At 71.0% G+C, this 19,366-nt stretch carries 16 protein-coding genes; 5 read left to right on the top strand and 11 right to left on the bottom strand.

The window, feature by feature from the left end; translation table 11 throughout:
- Positions 1–7 precede the first annotated feature (7 nt).
- The 4 genes from ACWDRB_RS26615 to ACWDRB_RS26600 form a co-directional block, all read right to left on the bottom strand.
- Complete coding sequence (locus ACWDRB_RS26615; RefSeq protein ID WP_350727510.1) at positions 8–559, bottom strand: CGNR zinc finger domain-containing protein; 552 nt, start codon at positions 557–559, stop codon at positions 8–10.
- A 48-nt stretch (positions 560–607) separates the two neighbouring features.
- Entirely contained in the window at positions 608–1,255 is a 648-nt protein-coding gene (locus ACWDRB_RS26610) for a cytochrome b/b6 domain-containing protein (RefSeq protein ID WP_449897894.1), read from the bottom strand.
- Entirely contained in the window at positions 1,221–1,871 is a 651-nt protein-coding gene (locus ACWDRB_RS26605; protein ID WP_350727617.1) for a molybdopterin-dependent oxidoreductase, read from the bottom strand. Before ACWDRB_RS26605 ends, ACWDRB_RS26610 begins: the two co-directional genes overlap by 35 nt.
- Before the next feature lie 156 nt (positions 1,872–2,027).
- A complete protein-coding gene (locus ACWDRB_RS26600; protein WP_350727512.1) occupies positions 2,028–2,750 on the bottom strand; it encodes a sulfite exporter TauE/SafE family protein in 723 nt (240 codons plus the stop codon).
- 69 nt (positions 2,751–2,819) lie between these two features.
- On the opposite strand from ACWDRB_RS26600, the gene ACWDRB_RS26595 reads away from it, so the two are divergent.
- Positions 2,820–3,518 carry a thioesterase II family protein gene (locus ACWDRB_RS26595; RefSeq protein WP_449897892.1) on the top strand — a complete coding sequence of 233 codons (699 nt, stop codon included), beginning with the start codon at positions 2,820–2,822 and terminating at the stop codon, positions 3,516–3,518.
- On the opposite strand, the gene ACWDRB_RS26590 is transcribed toward ACWDRB_RS26595, so the two are convergent.
- From ACWDRB_RS26590 to ACWDRB_RS26565, 6 genes are all read right to left on the bottom strand, one after another.
- The gene (locus ACWDRB_RS26590; protein ID WP_449897890.1) at positions 3,499–8,541 is read right to left on the bottom strand and encodes a type I polyketide synthase; all 5,043 of its coding nucleotides are present in this window, start codon (positions 8,539–8,541) and stop codon (positions 3,499–3,501) included. The two genes, ACWDRB_RS26595 and ACWDRB_RS26590, sit on opposite strands and share 20 nt — an antisense overlap.
- A complete protein-coding gene (locus ACWDRB_RS26585; protein WP_449897888.1) occupies positions 8,534–10,186 on the bottom strand; it encodes a non-ribosomal peptide synthetase in 1,653 nt (550 codons plus the stop codon). The genes ACWDRB_RS26590 and ACWDRB_RS26585 overlap by 8 nt, the downstream gene beginning before the upstream one ends.
- Positions 10,187–10,207: 21 nt before the next feature.
- Positions 10,208–11,422 (bottom strand): peptidogalycan biosysnthesis protein, encoded by a 1,215-nt coding sequence (locus ACWDRB_RS26580; protein WP_449897886.1) that lies wholly within the window; start codon positions 11,420–11,422, stop codon positions 10,208–10,210.
- Between the two features lie 19 nt (positions 11,423–11,441).
- Positions 11,442–12,374, bottom strand: coding sequence for a sulfotransferase domain-containing protein (locus tag ACWDRB_RS26575; RefSeq protein ID WP_449897884.1), 933 nt, complete (start codon positions 12,372–12,374; stop codon positions 11,442–11,444).
- A gap of 160 nt (positions 12,375–12,534) precedes the next feature.
- Positions 12,535–13,707 (bottom strand): hypothetical protein, encoded by a 1,173-nt coding sequence (locus ACWDRB_RS26570; protein WP_449897882.1) that lies wholly within the window; start codon positions 13,705–13,707, stop codon positions 12,535–12,537.
- Complete coding sequence (locus tag ACWDRB_RS26565; protein ID WP_449897880.1) at positions 13,704–14,189, bottom strand: SigE family RNA polymerase sigma factor; 486 nt, start codon at positions 14,187–14,189, stop codon at positions 13,704–13,706. The genes ACWDRB_RS26570 and ACWDRB_RS26565 overlap by 4 nt, the downstream gene beginning before the upstream one ends.
- A gap of 150 nt (positions 14,190–14,339) precedes the next feature.
- Here ACWDRB_RS26565 and ACWDRB_RS26560 point away from each other — a divergent pair, with 150 nt between their 5' ends.
- Positions 14,340–15,722 carry a cytochrome b gene (locus ACWDRB_RS26560; RefSeq protein ID WP_449897878.1) on the top strand — a complete coding sequence of 461 codons (1,383 nt, stop codon included), beginning with the start codon at positions 14,340–14,342 and terminating at the stop codon, positions 15,720–15,722.
- An 80-nt stretch (positions 15,723–15,802) separates the two neighbouring features.
- The gene (locus ACWDRB_RS26555; protein WP_449897876.1) at positions 15,803–16,384 is read left to right on the top strand and encodes a carboxymuconolactone decarboxylase family protein; all 582 of its coding nucleotides are present in this window, start codon (positions 15,803–15,805) and stop codon (positions 16,382–16,384) included.
- A gap of 16 nt (positions 16,385–16,400) precedes the next feature.
- Here ACWDRB_RS26555 and ACWDRB_RS26550 read toward each other — a convergent pair whose 3' ends face one another.
- A complete protein-coding gene (locus ACWDRB_RS26550) occupies positions 16,401–17,132 on the bottom strand; it encodes a DUF3592 domain-containing protein (protein ID WP_449897874.1) in 732 nt (243 codons plus the stop codon).
- Positions 17,133–17,297: 165 nt separating this feature from the next.
- Here ACWDRB_RS26550 and ACWDRB_RS26545 point away from each other — a divergent pair, with 165 nt between their 5' ends.
- Both ACWDRB_RS26545 and ACWDRB_RS26540 read left to right on the top strand, forming a co-directional pair.
- Entirely contained in the window at positions 17,298–18,797 is a 1,500-nt protein-coding gene (locus ACWDRB_RS26545) for a phage tail sheath family protein (protein ID WP_449897872.1), read from the top strand.
- 26 nt (positions 18,798–18,823) lie between these two features.
- Positions 18,824–19,354 carry a phage tail protein gene (locus ACWDRB_RS26540; protein ID WP_192784721.1) on the top strand — a complete coding sequence of 177 codons (531 nt, stop codon included), beginning with the start codon at positions 18,824–18,826 and terminating at the stop codon, positions 19,352–19,354.
- Positions 19,355–19,366: the final 12 nt, after the last annotated feature.

Raw genomic sequence — 19,366 nt, 5'->3', positions numbered from 1 at the left:
GCCGGGGTCAGCGGGCCCCGGCCGTCTCCTTCTTGCGGGCCCGGTAGGCCGCCGCCTTGATCTTGTTGCCGCAGGACTCCATGCCGCACCACTCCCGCCGCCCGCCCCGCGAGCGGTCGATGAAGACCTTGGTGCACTCGGGGTTGGCGCACTCCTTCATCAGCGGCACCTCCGGGCCGCTGAGGAGCTCGATCGCGTGCCGCGCCACGGTGGACAGTGCCTGCGCCGGCGTCGCCTCGACCCACCGCCCCTCGGCGGTGAGCTGGGGTGTCGCCGGCGGCTTGCGCGCCGTCTCGTTCACCAGGGCGAGCGCCTCGTCGTCATATCCGTCGTCGGCCAGCCGGGCGGTGACCAGCGCGTAGACGGCCTCCCGCACCGCCACCGCCTGGACGAGGTCCGCCTCCTGGCAGGGGGAGACGGCGTCGACGATGCCGGACTCCAGATACCAGGCGTCGAGCCGGTCCGGGGCGTCCAGCGTCTCGAAGCGCGTGGTGCGGCGCGCCCGGAGCGTGCAGGCCAGGTCGAGCGCGGGGTTGCCGCACAGAAAGACATGCTTCACATCACCAGTTTGACAGGTGACGTCTCGCCGTGCAATCGCCATCACCGCTCAAGCCGGTGACTGGCCGTCCGTCCCGTCGTCGAGCCAGCGGGGATGGTGCTTCCTGGCCCACGCGGTCGTCACCCAGCCCGTACGCATCCCGCGCCGCGCCTCCGGGTCCCGGTACGCCAGCCGGATGTGCCCGATCACGACGGCGGCGATCGCCACCGCCGTCAGGTCGTGCACGAAGATCGCGCTTGCGCGAGGGATCCCCGGCAGCAGGCCGGTGAACCACATCAGCAGGCCGGTGAACGTCATGACCGGCACGGCCCCGGCGATCCACCCGGCGTAGACCTTCTGCCCGGCGTTGAACTTGCCGGCCGGGCGCGGGCCCGGGATCCGCCCGCGTGCCGCGCGCAGCCACTCCCTGTCGTACGGCGCCAGCCGGTTGAGCCTGCGCAGGTCGGCCCGGAACGCCCGCGAGGCGAGACCGAGCAGGACGGGCACGGGCAGCAGCAGCCCCGACCACTCGTGCACGACGACCATCAGGTGGCGACGGCCGACCAGCTGGGCCAGCGGCGGGAAGTACAGGCAGGCCGCCGTCCCCGCGCACAGCAGCATGAGCCCGGCGGTCGCGCGGTGAACCAGCCGCTCGCCCCGGCTGAACCGCCGCCGCGAGCCCTCAGGCCGCCGGGTCGAGCCAGCCGTCGACGTCATAGCCGTACTCCTCCCAGTAGCCCGGGATGACCTGGTCGGTGACGGAGATGCCGGACAGCCATTTGGCGGACTTGTAGAAGTACATCGGGGCGACGTAGAGCCGCACCGGGCCGCCGTGGGCGTGCGTGACCGGCGCGTCCAGCATGTCCAGGGCCACCAGCACGTCGGCCCGGCGGGCCTGTTCGAGCGTGAGGCTTTCGCTGTAGACGCCGTCGAAGCAGGTGAAGCGGACCGCCTTGCCCTCGGGACGCACCCCCGCCGCGTCGAGGAGGTGCGAGAGCAGCACCCCGGAGAAGGGGACGTCCGGCACCCGCCAGCCGTCGGTGCACCGTGCCTCGCCGACGACCCGGGTCTGGGGCAGGGCGCGCAGCCCGTCCAGCGTGTACGTCCCCGGCCGCTCGACCAGGCCGCCGATCTCCAGCCGGTAGTCGGCCGCGGTCTTCCTGGGTACCGAGGCCGCGACGCTGTAGTACCGGAAGCCGCCCGGGTTGGGCAGCAGCCCGCTGAGCCCGGTGGGGTCGTTCTGGGAGGCCGCCCCGAGGAGCCGTTCCCAGCCGCTCCGCACGAGTGGCGCGGCGGCGAGGCCGGCGGCGCCCGCGCCGAGCATCGAGAGCATCACCCGTCGCGCGATGGGCGGGCCGCTCTCCACTGAATGTCGTTCATGGGTCACATGGACGATTCGAGCACCCGCGGCTCCTGGCTGCGCGGAAAGGCGGAGGCCCGTAAGACTTCCGTCACTATTGTCCCCGAGTGCGCGTTTCGCTCGCCGGCGTCAGCCGTTGAGCGCGCTGGCGAGGGTCACGGCCGCGCTGACGAGGAGAGCGGCCAGCACCACCTTGCGGAAACGATCCGGATCGATCCGGCTGAAGATCGCGTTGCCGGCGAACCACCCCAGCTGCACGACGGGCAGGCCCACCAGCCCGATCCAGAGCGACTGGGTGTTCACCTGGCCGGCCACGGCGAACCCGATCAGGCTGAACACGCTGGTGCCGGCGAACACCGCCGAGAGGGTGGCGCGGAACTTGGCGGGCTCATAGCCCATGCCCTGGAAGGCGGCGACCATCGGCGGCCCATTGGTGCCGGTGGACGTCGAAAGCGCGCCGGACACGAGACCGACTCCCACCAATACGGGGACATTTCCGGGCACCTTCACGCGCCGCCACACCATCACCGTGCAGCCTAAGACCCCGACCCCGATCAGCGCCGTGAGCAGCCGCTCGGACGTCACTCCGTACACCCAGAGGCCGATCGGCAGGCCGAGCACGATGCCGGCCATGGCGATCATGGCCACCTTCCACTCGGCGTGGTGACGCTGGCGCACGGCGATCGTGATGGTCATGGCCAGGGCGGACATCGTGGTGGAGACCACCGCTGTATGGGGGTCGACCGCGAGGGCCAGCAGCGGGGTGGCGACGAGGGCGTACCCGAATCCGGTCACGGCGTGCACCGTTGAAGCAATCAGGATGATCACGGCGGCGGCAAGCAGCGTGGACACCTATCACACTTTGCCATAGATCCATTTAAATGATCCAGTATTGTCAGGGGTTAATTAGGAGCGAATTACATGAGTGGTCAGGAATCTGCGAGTTACGTCGTCAGCCCGTCACTCGATGGCGACCAGGTCGTCATCTTCGTTCCCGGTCTGGGGGGCCGGACGAAGTTCGTGGACCGGTGGAACGAACCGGGCCGGGAACCTGTCATCCGCCGGGCCGGCTGGAGCGAGCCGATGAACGTGCCCTCCGTCGACGTGCGCGGCGCGGCGCTCGCGTCCCTCGTCGCGGACTCCGGCGCCACGGAGGTCGTGCTCGTGGGGCACAGCATGGGTGCTCTGGTCTGCCTGGAGGCGGCCAGGCACCTGGAGCGGCAGCTTCGCGGCATCGTCGTCATGTGCCAGTACCCGCCGCATCGCACGCCCGTCTCGCCTCTGGCGGAGCTGCCGGACCGGGCGCTGGCCGAGGAGATCGAGGCGCCGCCGCACATCCTGGACACGGTGGCCCTCCCCGAGTACGCACGTCTCTGGCGGTCCGAGTACCGCCTCCTCAACCGCTATCTGGAGTCGGACCCGCGCCCGGTGCTCAACGCGCCGATCGTCGCGGTCGGCGCCAGAGACGATGCCAGCTCCTGGGACACCGAGTGCCTCGACGACTGGAGCCAGTACACGACGGAGTGGCTCTCGGTCCACCTGATCGACGGCGGTCACCAGGTCGTCGAGGAACTGCCTGCCGAGACCCTTCGCGAATGGGTCAGGAAGGTTCGCGGCTGAGCAGCCTTCGCAGCTCGGCGGACAGTTCGGCCACCGTCGGGTGGTCGAAGATCACGGCGATGCCGACGTCCACGTCGAAACCCCTGCGGATCTCCTCCACCAGCCCCACGGCGGCGAAGGAGTCGCCGCCCAGCTCGAAGAAGTCCTCGTCGGGGCGGACCGACTCCACACCGAATTCGGCGCACCACATCTCCGTCAGCCGGGCCTCCAGCGACGCCCCGTCCGACGGCGTTTCATCCGTGATGCGATCGGGCGATGCGTCCTCTTCCGCATCGTCGTCCGGTGTGACCTCGGGGTTCTTCAGCACCGCGTCCTCGCCCGCCAAGGTGATCGCCACCTGTCTGTGGCCGGGCCCGCCCAGGATGCGCAGCAACATGCCGACCCCGGCCGCGGGCGTGATCCCCGAGTCCCGCTCCTCACGGTAGGTCTCGGGGGCGACCATGGACTCGTCGACGCGGCGCATGGTGAAGCCCCTGACTTCGACGGCGACGTCACCGCCGGCCGTCAGCACGTCGATGTCGGCCACGATCGTGTCCGAACCGCTCGGGCGCCGGCGGATGTGGCTGTACGCGAGCCCCGGTATCGGCCGGTGCACCACGATCGACTGGTACGCGAAGGGCGCGTGCGGAGGCTCGTGGTCAGGATCCCGCGCCAGGGACACCGCCGCGTCCAGCAGGGTGGGGTGCAGGGCGTGCTCGTCGAGCTCATGGTCGAACGCCTCGGGAAAGGTGAGTACGGCGAGCTTCGTTCCGGCGTCCTCCCCGGAGATCCAGATCTCCTCTCCCGGCCACCGCGGACCGATGGTGAACAGCCGGTTGTCAGGATCGTTCGCGGGCACCCGCCGCTCGGGCAGCGACGCGCGCAGCCCGTCCAGGTCCACCGTGCCCGCACCTGCGTCCGCCAGCCGGATCTCACCCGTCGTGTGGACGCGGTAGTCGCCGGATGAGCCGGGGGACGGCGAGAGCGGCGCGGAGCGGACGGTGAATCGCCAGAGGTCCTCATGCGGTTCGAAGCCGACCTCGAGCGACACGGGCTCCGGGGTGGTGATCGGCTGCCGGAAGACCATGTGGCGCAGCTGCGCGGGCCGCCCGTCCGGGTGATCGACCGCCTCGCGGAAGGCGCGCAGGACGAAGTCGACCTGGGCCGTGCCCGGCAGCACCGGCACGCCGTTCATCCGGTGCTCGTCCAGGATCGGATAGTCCTCGGCCGACAGCGGGGTCGACCACCGGCGCACCTCCGCCCCCGGTCCGGAGCGCCCGGCCTGCGGCTGCCGCCCCTGGCGGGCGGCCATGCCGACCTCGGCCCAGGACGGCCAGTTGATGGTCATCGAGGCGCAGCCGGCCAGGGGCTGGCGGCGCACCAGCGCGTCGAGGAAGGCGTTCGCCGCGGCGTAGTCGGCGCTGCCGACCAGGCCCCTGAGCGCCGCGCGGCTGGAGAAGGCCACGAAGAAGTCGAGGTCCGTCCGGCCTCGCAGCACCTCGACCAGGGCCAACGTACCGTGGACCTTCGGCGCGAGCGTCGCCGACACCTGCTCCCGCGTCCGGAACTGGAGCATGCCCCCTCCCGCCACGCCGGCCAGGTGGAACACCCCGTTGACGCCCCCGAAGGAGTCCGACGCCCGGTCGATCGCGCGCCGCAGCGCCTTCACGTCGGTCACGTCGCAGGCCTCGACGCGGCACTCGGCTCCGAGCGCCCGGATCTCGGCGAGCTCGGCGTCGTGCCCGCCTGTCGCATGGCGGCCCAGCAGCAGCAACCGCGGTCGCAGGCCGGTGTCCGCCAGGCCGCGCGCCACGGCCAGGCCGAGGCCGCCTAGCCCGCCGGTGATGACGTAGGCACCCCCGCGCCGCAGGTCGGCAGGGCCCACCCCGCCGGGGACGAGCTCCCGCTCGCCGGGGACCCAACGCCGATCCCCCCGCAGGGCGACGATCTCCGATCGCTCGGGGCCGCGCAGCTCCCCGAGCAGCCGATCGTCGATCGCGCCGCCCTGGACGTCGACGAGCTTGCACCTGGCACGCGGGTTCTCGAGCATGTAGCTCCGCAGGAGCCCGAGCAGCATGGCCCGCACCGGATGCACGGTCTCGCCGCCCGTCACGTCCGCGGACAGCTCGGTGACGACCAGGACGTCGCGGGCGCGCTTGTCGGGCGCCCGCCGGGCCGCCTCCTGCAGCAGCTCGACGATCCGGTGGAAACCGGCGTCGAGCTGGTCGTCGATGTTGCCCAGGTCAGGTTCGGCCGGGTCTCCGAGCTGCGTCGCGTCGACGATGAGGTCCGGGTATCGCCGCGACTCTCTCAGCTCGTCCAGCAGCCGGACGACGTCCGCCGGGTGCCGGGGGCGGATCACGAACTCGTCCGCCGCCTCCGAATACGAGGAGCCGTGCCGCACCCGTAACGCGTCCCACCCGGCCTTGCCGAGCAGGGCGGCCAGCTCGCCGGCTCGTCGCGGATCGTCGGGCAGGAACACCAGCGGCCGGTCCCGGGCAGGGGTGTCGCGGTGCCCGCCCGGTGCGGCCTCCACCCACGTGGGCAGCCGGTACACCGCGCGGCCCGCCGGCTCCCGCGCCTCCTGAGCGGGCGAACCGCCCGGCGACGCCTGCTCGATCCAGTGCCGCTCGCGCTGGTACGGGTAGCCCGGCAGAGGCACGCGTTCCCGAGGGCCCGTGGCACTCAGCGCCGACCAGTTCACGTCCGCGCCAAGGGTCCACATCCGGGCCAGCGCGTGAAGGAACGAGGCGCGCTCGGTGGCGCCCTTCGTCGGCCCGTTCGGGAGCGTCGGCACCGCCAGGTGCCGCTTGGCGCGCACCTGAGGATGTGACCGTACGAGGGTCGTGAGCGTCCGCCCGGGGCCCACCTCCACCAGCACCCGGTCACCGCCGGACAACACGGCATCGAGCGCCTGCTTGACCAGGACGGGCCGGGTGAGCTGCCGGACCCAGAAGTCCACGCTGCGCAGCTGTGCCGCCTCCACCAGGCCGCCCGCGGACGCGGAGCAGACCTGCCAACGTGGGCTGCGTGGCCGGATGCCGTCGAAGGCCGATCGGAACCGCTCGGCGGCGCCCGTCATGGCCGGGTCGGCCGCGACCGCCACCATCGCGCCCTGGGGCGCCTCGCCCATCGCCCGGGCCCGGGCGCTCACCAGCCGCACCGCCTCTTGGAGGGTGAACACCTCGGCGAGCGCGGCGGCCGCGAACTCCCCGATGCCGTGGCCGAGCAGCACGTCGGGCTCGACGCCCAGCGCCAGCCACAGCCGCCCCAGCGCGTACTCGACGCTGAAGAGCAAGGTGGTGTCCTCCAGCCCTTCCGACGCCTCCTCCCAGATCTGCCGCTGCGCCGGCCCGTGGGCCTCGAAGAGCTCGAAGCACTCGTCGAGTGCCGCGCCGAACGCCGGTTCGGTGCGATAGAGCTCCGCCGCCATGCGGGCGTGCTGCGCCCCTTCTCCCGGGAACAGGAACACCGTGCTCCGGTCCGCCGGCTCCTCCGGCGTGACGATCCGCCTCGCGCGGTCGAGCACGGCGGTGGCCGCGTCGGACAGGTTCTCGACCACCACGGCGCCTCGGACCGGGTGCGGCGTGCGTCCCTTCTGCAGCGTGAACGAGACATCGGAGAGCGGGTCCGCGCTCTCCTCGAAGGAACGGGCGAGCCGCTCCGGGTAGGCCTCGGCCGCGGACGGCGTCCGTCCTGACCACACGATCAGCTGCATGGGTCCCGGAGCCGGGGCGACCGCGCGGGGCGGCGCCTCTTCGAGGATCGCGTGCGCGTTCGTGCCGCCGATCCCGAACGAGCTGACCCCCGCCAGGCGGCGGCCGGCCGATCGAGGCCAGGGCCGCAGCGTGTCGTTGACGAAGAACGGTGAGTCCCCGAGCCCGAGGAGCGGGTTCACCTCCTCGAGGTTGATGCTCGCGGGGATCTGCTCGTGGGCCAGCGACAGCGCGGCCTTGATCAGCGAGGTGATCCCCGCCGCGTGACCCAGGTGGCCCACGTTCCCCTTGATCGATCCGATGGGGCACTGCCCCGACGTCGCCCGGGCACCGAACGCCTTCCGCAGCGCCGCGATCTCGATGGCGTCACCCAGCCGGGTCGCGGTGGCGTGCGCCTCGACGTACCCGATGTCCCCGGGACCCACGCCGGCGACCTCCATGGCCCTCAGCACGACCTCCGCCTGCCGATCGGCGCTGGGCGCGGTGAAGCCGACCTTGTTCGCGCCGTCGTTGTTGACGGCCACGGCGCGGATCACCGCGGAGATCCGATCGCCGTCGGCCAGGGCGTCGGCGAGCCGCTTGAGCACCACGACGCCGACGCCGCTGCCGAAGATCGTGCCGCCGGCCGCCGCGTCGAAGGGGCGGCAGTGGCCGTCCCGGCTCAGCGGGCCGTCCTGGGCCCACCAGTACCCGTGACCGACGGGGAACTCGACGTCGGCGCCGCCGGCCAGGGCGACGTCGCACTCGTGGAGCCGAAGCGCGTTCACGGCTAGATGCACGGCCACGAGCGAGCTCGAACACGCGCTCTGCACGGTCATGCTGGGGCCGTGCAGGTTCAGCTTGTACGAGACCAGCGTCGAGGCGCTGTCGGGGTTGTTCCACATGCCGGCCGCCATGCCGGTGGCACTCCGCAGCGCCTCCAGGCTGCCGAGGACGCGGCCGATCCCGTAGCGGTTCGCGGCGACCGACGAGAACACGCCCGCTCTGCCGAGCCTCGAAGCGTCGTAGCCGGCGTTCTCGACGGCGGCGTGCGAGGTCTCCAGGTACAGCCGCAGCTGCGGGTCGCACGTCTCGGCCTCGCGCCGGGTCAGGCGGAAGAACTCGGCGTCGAACAGGTCGATGCCCTCGGGCTCCGCCACCGCCCGTACGTAGGCCGGGTCGTCCAGCGCTTCGCGTGACACGCCGCTCGACCGGAGCTCGTCCGCGGACGGGAAGCGCACGGCCTCCTCCCCGGCCACGAGGTTGCTCCAGAGCTGCCGGGTGTCGACCGCGGCCGGGAACCGACCGGCCATCCCGATGATCGCGATCGGCTCGACGAGGTCACCCATGTCGTCCTTCTTTCAGGTTCTCCCGCAGGTGATCGGCAAAGGTGTTCAGGGTGGGATATTGGAAGACGAGCACGGGAGAGATCTCCGTTCCGAGACGAACGGAGACCTCCGCCACGAAACGCATGAGAGACATCGAGGTGAAACCGGCCTCGAAGAACCCGCCGTCAGGGTCGATCTGTTCTCCGCCTCGGCCGAGAGCGGATTGCGCGCTCTCGTGCAGCACCTCCCACAGCGTCGCCGCCCGGTCCGTACCCTGCCCGCCAGGCGAGTCGCGCACCTCGATGCTCGAAGGCATGACCGCGGGGTCCAGGCAGTCGCTGAGCACCGCACGAACCTCGTCGCCGTCGACCGCCGCCGTGGGGCCGCGTACGACGGTCAGGCGCACGGATCCGACCCCGTTGCCGTCCTCGACGAACGTCGCCACCGCGTCGACGACGCCGGCGACCCGGGCGGCCGCGCCCTCGATCTCGTCCAGCTCCACCCGCGTGCCGTTGACCTGGACCTGCCGGTCCGCCCGCCGGAGGAAGCACATCGAGCCGTCCGGCAGCCGGCGGACGATGTCGCCGGTGTCGTACCAGCGCCGGCCGTCGTGGCCGGGAGCCGGCAGCGGGGTTCCGTCGGTGTAGCCGAGCGCGCAGGCGGCGGCTTCCACGTGCAGCCGGCCCGCACTGTCGATCTTGACAGAGGCGTGGCCGAGCGCGCGTCCGATGGGAACCGGGTCCTCGCTCGCGACCCCCTCACCGGGCGGCACCTGGTGCATGCACACGACCTGCGGGGTCTCCGACGCGCCGTAGCAGTTGGCGATGGTGGCACGCGGGGCGAACCGGGCCGTCGACCGCAGCGCCGCCGCCGTGAGCCGTGCCCCCACCGAGCAGACCAGCCGCAGGCTCTCGACGGGAAGCCCCGACGAGCCGGCCATGAGCTGGAGGAGGACCGGCGAGCCCTGGAGCACGGTGATGGAATGCTTCGCGAGCCAGGCCGCCGTCAGCCGGGGATCCGAGGCCGTGCGGCCGTCGGGAATGAACAGCGTCGCGCCGGTGAGCCAGGGCGCGATCAGCTCCCGCAGGCTCGGGTCGTGGCCGGGCCTGCTGAGAAAGGCGATCCGATCGGATTCGTCCATGGGCAGTTCCTTGAAGAACGCCACGCTGGCCGCCTCGAAGGCCGCCCGTCCGACGACGATCCCCTTGGGCCTGCCCGTCGTGCCGGACGTGAAGAGGACATGACTGACGTCTCCCATGTCCTCGCCATGGAGCTGCCGGCCGGTGTCCAGCGGCTCCAGATCAGTCAGGGCGGGCCCGAAGGTCGCCGCGGCGCCGGTGGCCGTCAACGCTCCGCGCACCCGCTCAGGACCCCAGTCCCCGAGGATCGCCGGGACGGCGCCCGCGCGCCAGACCCCCACGATCCGCGCGACGAACTCCGGGCTCCGCTCCGCCGGCACGCCCACCACGCGGCCCTCCAGGCGGTGAGCCCGCACGGCGTCGCCGACGTCCTCGCTGAGCGCGGCGACGTCGCCGAAGGTGATGTCACGGCCCTCGTGGACCAGGGCGACCCTGCCCGGGTCGCGTGGCACCCGTCCGAGAAGCCCCGGCGCGGCGGTGCCGGCCGGGTCACGGACAGGACTGATCAGCTCGTCCCCTCGGCTCACGCTAGCCTCCCTCGGATCGGGTCATAACAGCTCATCCCACGCCGAGTGGAAGTACCGGGGGTGCGCGCCGCGTAGCTCGCTCCAGTGCTTCCTGCGCTGCTCCGCCGGCGCGGTGTCGATCCGGCGGGCCGGGCGATCCCCGGCCGCCGCCCACGCCAGGTGCGTCAGCGGGAGCACGGCCGAACCACGCCTGGCCTTGCCCAGCTCCGCCCCGGCGCCGGTGACGACGCTCGACAGCCCCATCGCGTAGGCGTGCCTGACGGGTTCGTAGATCGCGGCGTTGAAGTACACGAACGGGTCCGCCGCGTCGTCGTCGAGGCGCCCGAAGTCCGTCACGTACAGCCGGTCATGCCAGCGGCACAGGACTCCGGCGCCGACGACCCGGCCCCGCACCCGGCACAGCACGGCCGTCGCCGCGGCGTCTCCCAGCGCGGCCGAGTACTGCGCGAGGCGGCGCGTGACCGCGTCCACGCCGTACGCCATCCCGTGCTTGGCCCGCACGTTCACGATCATCGGCGCGACGGTCGCGATGGCCTCGCGGAGAGGGACGGTCTCGGTCGCACAGGTCCTGGCGAAGAGCCCCACCTCCCTGCGGACGCTGGTGCGGGTGTTCCGTGGCAGCGTCGCGAGGTAATCCTCGAAGCCCCCACCGGGGAGCTCCAGCTCGGTCTGCGCGACGCTCGCCAGCCGGTGGTGATCTCCGTCGCCGACGACCGGCGCGAGATCTCTCCATGAGGAGGCGTCGAGGAACAGGAAGAAGGTGTACGGGAGCCCGCGCTCGACCGCCACGGCGCAGGCGGCGTCCCGAAGCGCGTGCAGGACCGCCGTCCTGGTCGTGGTCGGCAGGGTGCGGTTCACGATGAGCCGCGTGCTGAATCCCGCACGGGAACCGGCCAGCAGTCCCAGCCGGCCGCCGGGCGGACCCGCGGCGTGCAGGAGGTCCTGGAAGTGGAGCTCCGGCCAGTACAGGAAGTCACCACGACTGGGGAGCGAGTCATAGAGGGGAAGGGCGCCGAGGATTCGAGGGTGCCCGGGTTGTCGGGCGATCAGGTAGGTGACGGGCGCTTCACCGGATTGCTCCAGAGCCCGCAGCCACGCGCGGCTCTGGAACAGGTCCCGCGGGTCGGCGACGTCATCCCACGCACGCCCGGCGATGTCGTCCAACGAGGGGACGCGCTCGACCGTCACCAGCCCGGGCACTTCTGGCTGTATTTCTGGAATTCTCTGGTGCGTCATCGAAACACCGCAGTCACGGTCAGCCGGGCTCGTGATGGAGCCATTCGAGCAGGTCTGGCTCCGCGAACTCGGCTATCCGGCGGTCGTAGTGCGCTCGATCCTCAACGGTGAGGAACTGCTGCCATTGGCCCGACTTACCGCTGCGGAAAAAGCGTTCGCGATCGCGGATGTAGCCCAGTTGCTCATCGGGTGCGAGTTCGTCCGCGCGATTTCGCATCTGTTGGAACGTTGCCGCCTCGACCAACTCCGGCCACCTGCTCTCGTCGATCTCGATGCCGAGCCGTCCGGCGAGCCGTCGCATCTGGCCGGGGAGGTCCTCGGAGAGCTCGGCGTAATGGAGCAGGATGACGTTCGGCTCCGAGCGGCGGACCCATGCGCGGCTCTGCGTCCAGATCAGCGCGCGCAGCGAGTCGAGGTTGGCGTACGGCGGGTCGTCGTTGTCCACCCAACGTAACAAGTACGTCCGTTCGTCGAGGAGGTCCCTCTCGTCATGACCGTCGACCGGGGCCTCGGCCGCCCCGTTACCGGGCTGGGCGGCCTGGTGGATCAGCCGGCGGATCACCTCACGCTTGAGGTTCTTGCCGTGGCTGCGCAGGGAGATGGCGACATCGCGCGGATCCCGGCCCACCGTGATGTAGGTGACCTGCGGATCGGCCGGGATGCCGTCGAGCGGGATGTGGGTCTTGATGAAACGGCGGTGCCGCTGCGCGGACAGGTGGTCCCAGACCTCCTGCTTCGGACGTACGAGCATGTCGATCCACGGTGAGAGGCTCGACAGCGGCGCGGGCAGCTGAGGCGTCTGGAAGACCAGGAGCGCGCAGATCATCTGGGTCCAGGTGGTGCCGCACTTAGCCGGGGAATTGATGACGATGTCGCCAGGCCGGAATTGGAACCCGTCCCACCGAGAGCTGTCCTCCATCGGTGTGAGGTAACGAGCTAGATGCGTCGTCATTTGTGTGAGTTTAATCACTGCACATGAGTTACGGAAGGTATGTGATTGTGTGTGTGCATTCCGTATAAGAATCGAGATTTGGCCACATTACTGATCTGACTAGCGGGGAATTGTTTCGGTAAACCCCCCTGTCTGGGCATTTGATGATCAAATCGCGGGCTCACCAACCGCGCAGGGAGTAGGCGGTCACCTCATCGGGCAGTTCGGCGACGCGCGACAGCGCGCCGGTGCCGATGTTCCAGCCGAGCAGCCTGTCCCCGCTCTCGATGATCACCGTGTCCTGGCCGATCCAGCCGCGTACGGGGCAGCCGCCCTTCCCGCACCTCATGTCAGGCGCGTCGCCCCAGGGCAGGAGCAGCGTCCTGACCACCCGTCCCGTGTCGGCGTCGGCCACGACGACCACGTCGGCGTTCCCCGACCGGTCGCCGTGGGCGAACGCGGACCTGGCGACGAGGTCGCCGCGCTGCCATCCGTGGTTGCCCAGGACGCCCACGGGCATGCCGCCCTCGCCGGTGAGGCCCCGGATGTCCAGCGCCACCTCCGACCCGCCCTCCTGGATGACCGTCCGGCCGCCTTCGCCGGGCGAGACGATCCTCAGGTCGCGATAGCCCGCGACACCCGTGAAGCCCTGGTACGACTGCCGCCGCGCCTTCCCCGTGGCCAGGTCGAGCAGGTAGTTCGCCTTCTCCTGCTCGACGAGGAGCTGCTCGCCGCGCCAGAGCACCACCTCGTTGAACCCCGGCACCTTGTAGCGCCTGGTCTGGCCGATCACCAGGTCGACGACCACCACCGCGTCCTTCTGCGGGAAGGCGGCCATCGTCCCGTCGGGGGAGAGCGAGTTGGGCTTCAGCGCCGTCCCGCCGTTGCCGGCCGAGTCCACGGAATCGCTCAGCTTCACATCGAGGAGGACGCGGCCGTCGGACTTCACCAGGTAGATCCGCCCGTCGCCGAACTCGGCCAGCGCCAGGACGGGTCCGGGAACCGAGGTCACGGCGGGGATGCCGGCCCACTTCTGCGGCAGCCCGGTCGCCAGCGAGGGCAGCCCCGCCTCGCCGCTGGGCGGCGGCGCCGTGTCCATGGGTGGGTTCGACGGGATCGTGGGCGTGGAGGTGGCGCTGGGGTACACGGTGATGCCGCGCTCGACCGGCTCCGGGGACACGACGATCCCCACCGCGACGAGCGCGGTGAGCGTCGCGGCCACCGCGGCCACCGTCCACCGGCGGCGGGCCCGGCTCCGCGTACCCTGCCGCCACAGCTCGCCCGCGCGGGACGGCCCCTCGGGCAGCGTCTCGGCGAGATCGTCGAAGAGCTCCCGCAGCCTCTGGTCCGTCATATCAACACCTCTTCCAGCTCGGGAGCGACCTCGCGCAACCGCTTCAGCGCCGCGTGCGTCTGGCTCTTCACCGTCCCGGGCGAGACCCGGAGGATCGCGGCGACCTCCCCGACGGGCAGGTCCTCGTAGAAGCGCAGCACCAGCACCGCCCGCTGCTTCACCGGCAGCCTGGCCAGCGCGCGGGCGAACACCACCTTCAGGTCCGACGCTCCCGAGGTGTCGTGATCCGCCAGGTCGGGCGGCTCCCCGTAGGCGAATTCCCGCCGCCTCCGCCAGCTGGACGCCACGTCCCTGTACAGGGTGGTACGTACGTAATTGACCGGGTCGGTATGCACGTTCGACCAGCGGCGCGCCAGTTTGATCAGGGCATCCTGGAGGACGTCCTCGGCCAGATGCCTGTCACCGCTGATGAGGATGGCCGCCCGCAGCAGCCGCGGGTGCCAGGCGGTGACGAAGGCCTCGAACGCCTCGGAATCCGTCATGTAGACAAGACGTCCCAGAGGGGGTGAACGGTTGGGGCCTCCGCGAAATCTGGTCCGTGGTGACGTGAATCACCGTCACCGGCGCCTCTTCGGTGTCACACCTCCCGGCCCGATTTCGTCTTGTGAGTGAGGCACTTTTAGGGGGCTCACATGCGTTCGTTGCCGGCCAAGCGCCGCTCGTTTCAGTTCTCCCACTGGTCGTTCATGTTCGCCGAGATCGCCGTCTGGTCGTTCGTCGTCCTGGCGGTGACCGGGGCGGTGCTGATGGTGTTCTACGACCCCGGCATGTCCCAGGTGACCTATGACGGCTCGTACGGCCCGCTGCGCGGACTCCTCGTCAGCAGGGCCTTCGACTCGACCATGCACCTGAGCCTGGAGGTGCGCGGCGGCCTGCTCATCCGCCAGGTCCACCACTGGGCGGCGCTCGTCTTCGTGGCGGCCGTCGCGGTGCAGCTGCTGCGGATGTTCCTCACCGGCGCGTTCCGCCGCCCGCGCACCGGCCAGTGGCTGATCTGGGTGACCCTGCTGGCGCTGGGCATGGCCGCGGGCGAGACCGGCAACGCCCTGCCCGACGACCTGCTGTCGGGCGGGAGCCTGTGGCTGATCAAGTCGGTCGTGCAGTCCATCCCCGTGGTGGGCACCTGGGCGCTGTCGCTGCTGTTCGGCCCGGACTTCCCCGGTGACAGGGTCATTCCGGTCATGTACGGGGGCCACCTGCTGGTCGCGGTGATCATGGCCGCGCTGCTGATCGCCCGTGAGCTGCTGGTACGGCGGCACGGCCACTCCCGGTTCGTCGCCTCGCTGCCGGCGCGGCGGAGCGTGCGCCCGACGATGGCGCTCGCGACGATCGGCATGCTGATCATCCTCGGGTTCGGGTTCCAGATCGCCCCCATATGGCTGTACGGCCCGGCGACGCCGACGCAGATCTCGGCGGGCTCGGTTCCCGACTGGTACATGGGGTTCCTCGACGGCGCTCTGCGGATCATGCCCGGGTGGGAGCTCACCGTCGGGGACTACACGCTCAGCCTCGCGGTCATCGTCCCCACGCTGGTGATCCCCGGGGTCTTCTTCACCGCCCTGGCCGCGTACCCGATGGCCGAGCGCTTCCTCGCCTCGCGACGCGGCCGCCGCGACGCGCTGGGCCGGCCCAAGACGACGGGCCGCATGGCCCGCGAGACGCTCGCGCACGACCTGCTCGATCGGCCCCGCGAGACGCCGGTGAAGACGGCCGTCGCGGTGGCCGGCGTCACGTTCTACGGCCTGCTGTGGGCGGCCGCGGCCAACGACCAGTTCGCCCACCAGTTCCAGCTCACGGTCGATGCCGTGACGATCTTCTTCAGGTACGCCGTGCTCATCGGCCCTATCGTCGCCTTCGTCATCACCCGGTGGATCTGCCTGGCCCTCCAGCAGACGGATCGCGACGTGGCCGAGCACGGAGTGGAGACCGGGATCATCGTGCGGTCCCCGGACGGCGGATTCCACGAACGGCTCGCGCCGGCGCGGCGGGAGCCGGCGATCACCTCAGGGCGATGACAGGTACGCTCGCCCTGCCCACCGTCGCGGGCTTCTTCACCACACATCTCTGACCCGATACCGGCGAACAGGACATCGACGTGCGCGACACGCCCGCCCCGCGGCTTCCGAAACTGACCGAGGCCGAACTGAGCGAGGAACAGCTGGCCCTCTACCGGCAGATCACCTCGGGTCCCCGCGCCGCAGGGCCCCAGCTCTTCGCGCTCCAGGACCAGGACGGGGCGCTCAACGGGCCCTTCGGCGTGATGCTGCACGCGCCCCTCCTCGGCGGCCCGCTCCAGGAGCTGGGCGCGGCACTGCGCTACCGCACGCGGATGAGCGCCCGCACCCGCGAGATCGCGATTCTCGCCGTCGCCGCGGCGACCGGGAGCGACTTCGAGAGGTACGCCCACGAGCGGGTGGGCCGCGCGGCCGGGCTCACCGAAGAGGAGCTGTCCACGCTCGCCTCCGGCACCTTCACCTCCGCCGATCCCACCGAGGCGGCGGCCTACCGCCTGTGCCGGCGGCTGCAGGACGACCCGCGCCCGCTGGACGACGAGGAGTACGCCGCCGCGGCCGGACCGCTCGGACGCGAGGGTGTCGTGGAACTGGTCGTCCTCGTCGGCTACTACCGCACCCTCGCGCAGCTGATGGACGTGTTCGCGATCGGCGCGCCGCTCTAGCCGGCTCGCGGGCCCGTCAGGACGGGGACGGAAGCGCGTCCAGGTCGATCAGGTTGCGGTCGGGGTCGGCGGCGTCGTACAGCACGCGAACGCGGGTCCGGCCCCGCAGGCGGGGACCCGGGTCGTCGCGGAGGTGGTCACTGGCCGCGGTGTACGTCCGGCCCGTCCGCTCGTCCTGCCATGTCGCATGGACGACGTACGGGTGCCGGTTGTTCACCCGCACGCTGAAGTCGCGTCCCACGTGCTCGATCTCCGCCCAGACCTGCTGTCCCTGCTCCCGGAGCCAGGCACGCAGCCGGGCGATCCGCCGTCCCTTGACGAACAGGACCGTACCGATCGGGGTGAACACCACCCCCAGCCCGCCGACGATCAGCGGAGCGAGGAACGCCGACGAGAACGACGCGATCTGCGCGTCGGACGGATCGTCCGGGTCGTAGGCGACGGGCACGCTTTCGCCCTTCTGATGGGACGGCGGGTTGCTGCCGGTGGAGCTCTGGAACGCGTACCGCCTGCCGCCGACGGTGAACTCCACGGTCGGGTACCAGTACGTCGCGCGGCGGGTATGGCCGTCGGAGCTCCGGGTCGTGCTGGTCCGCGCGGTCAGCTCGACAACCGTGCCGTCGGTCCGCTCGGCCGAGGCCAGGAAGCCCGCCGTGGAGGCGGCGATCGCGATGCCGACGCAGAGCAGCACCAGCCCGATCAGACCGAAGATCCCGCCCACGATGGTGAAGAGCCGTCCGTTACGCATAGGACGAGTGTGCCCGATCGGCCCCACGGGGCCCGCGGCGGTCCAGCCGGGAACGGCTCGTCCAGGGCCTGGGTGATGGCGCAGTGACGGTGAGGTGACGGCCGGGTTATGGCCTGGGCCGACACTACCGGCAGAGGCTCTGCGGCTACAGGACGAGGAAGGCCGATGGCGACGAGATTCACCTATCCCGGTGTCTATCTTGAGGAGATCGAGAGTGCGGTCCGGCCGATCGTCGGCGTCGACACGTCCGTGGCGGCGTTCGTCGGCCTGGCGCTGGAGGGTCCGCGCACCCCGACGACGATCAACAGCTGGACCGAGTACGACAGCACCTTCGGCGGGCTGTGGACCGGCAGCGAGCTGAGCTACGCGGTCTACCAGTTCTTCCTCAACGGCGGCGCCAAGGCGATCGTCGTACGGGTCGGCGCCGACACCCAGTACGCCACCATCGACCTCGGTGACGGCGTCAAGCTGCGGGCCACGGCCCCGGGCACGGCGGGCAACACGCTGACGGCGACCGTCAAGCACGACCCCGCCGACAGCAAGCACTACACCCTGACGATCAAGGTCTCCGGCAAGGCGACCGAGACGTACGAGATCTCCATCGACGCGGCCCTGCGCGGCAGGTGGCTGGACCGGGCGCTGGAGACCTCCCGGCTGGTCGGGCCGGCCGACGGCAGCGCGGTCGACAAGCGGCCCCCCGAGGGGGACAAAACCGCCACCCCGGCGGCCGACGTGACGCTCAACGCCGCCGACGTGATCGGCGACCCGGTCCGGCGCACCGGCATGCAGGCCCTGCTCGACGTGCCGATCTTCAACCTGCTGGTGATCCCGCCGCAGCTCGCGCCCCCCGCCTCCGGAACCCCCGACGACAGGGACTCGCGCTGGGCGCCGGTGATCGACGCGGCGGCCCGGCTGTGCGTGGACCGCAGGGCGATGCTGCTGCTCGATCCGCCCTTCTCCTGGACCAGCGTCGCCAACGCGACCTCGGGGGCGGGCGCGGGGCTGCCGGTCACCGGCGTCGCCGGGCGCAACGCCGCGGTCTTCTACCCGCGCCTCACGATCTCCGACCCGGCGGGCGGCCCCGACCTGACCGTGGGGCCCATCGGCACCGTGGCCGGGGTGTTCGCCCGCACCGACACCCTGCGCGGGGTGTGGAAGGCGCCGGCGGGGGTGGACGCGGCGCTGGCCGGCGTACGTGCGGCGACCGTGGCGCTGACCGACGCGGAGAACGGCGGCCTCAACCCGCTGGGCGTCAACTGCCTGCGCACCTTCCCCGTCTACTCGCACGTGCTGTGGGGGTCGCGGACCTGCCGGGGCAACGACGAGGTGGGCGACCCGTGGAAGTACGTCCCCGTCCGCAGGCTCGCCCTGTTCATCGAGGAGACGCTGTTCCGCGCCACCAAGTGGGTGGTGTTCGAGCCCAACGACGAGCCGCTGTGGGCCTCCATCCGGCTGAACGTCGGCGCCTTCATGGACGGCCTGTTCCGCCAGGGCGCCTTCCAGGGCAGGACGGCCCGGGAGGCGTACTTCGTCAAGTGCGACAGGGAGAACAACCCGCAGGCCGACATCGACGTCGGCGTCGTCAACGTGGACGTCGGCTTCCAGCCGCTGAAACCCGCCGAGTTCGTGCGCATCCGGATCCAGCAGAAGCGTCCCGACGCCTGACGATCGGCCACTCCCTAGGAGCGACATTGGTTCAGTTCTCCGTCAACACCACTCGCCTGGACCCGTACAAGAACTTCAAGTTCCGGGTGAAGTGGGACAACAAGTACGTCGCCGGGATCAGCAAGGTCAGCGCCCTGCGCCGGACCACGGAGGTGGTCGAGCACCGCGACGGCGGCGACCACTCCAGCTCGCGCAAGTCGCCGGGCCGCACCAAGTACGAGCCGATCACCCTGGAACGCGGGGTCACCCACGACCCCGAGTTCGAGCAGTGGGCCAACAAGGTGTGGAACTACGCCAACGCCCAGGCCGGCCCCGACCAGCGCGACCGCGAGGTGGCGCTGGCCTCCTTCAGGAAGGACCTCGTCATCGAGGTCTTCAACGAGGCGGGCCAGAAGGTGCTGGCGTACCAGGTCTTCCGCTGCTGGGTGTCGGAGTTCCAGGCGCTGCCCGACCTCGACGCCAACGCCAACGCCATCGCGATCCAGCACCTGAAGCTGGAGAACGAGGGATGGGTGCGCGACCTGAGCGTCACCGAGCCCACCGAGCAGGACTCCTGAGGGGCGGTCCTG

The sequence above is a fragment of the Nonomuraea sp. NPDC003707 genome (genome assembly GCF_053587055.1).
The sequence above is the reverse complement of the archived record's forward strand: the minus strand, read 5'-3'. Positions and strand labels throughout refer to the sequence as shown.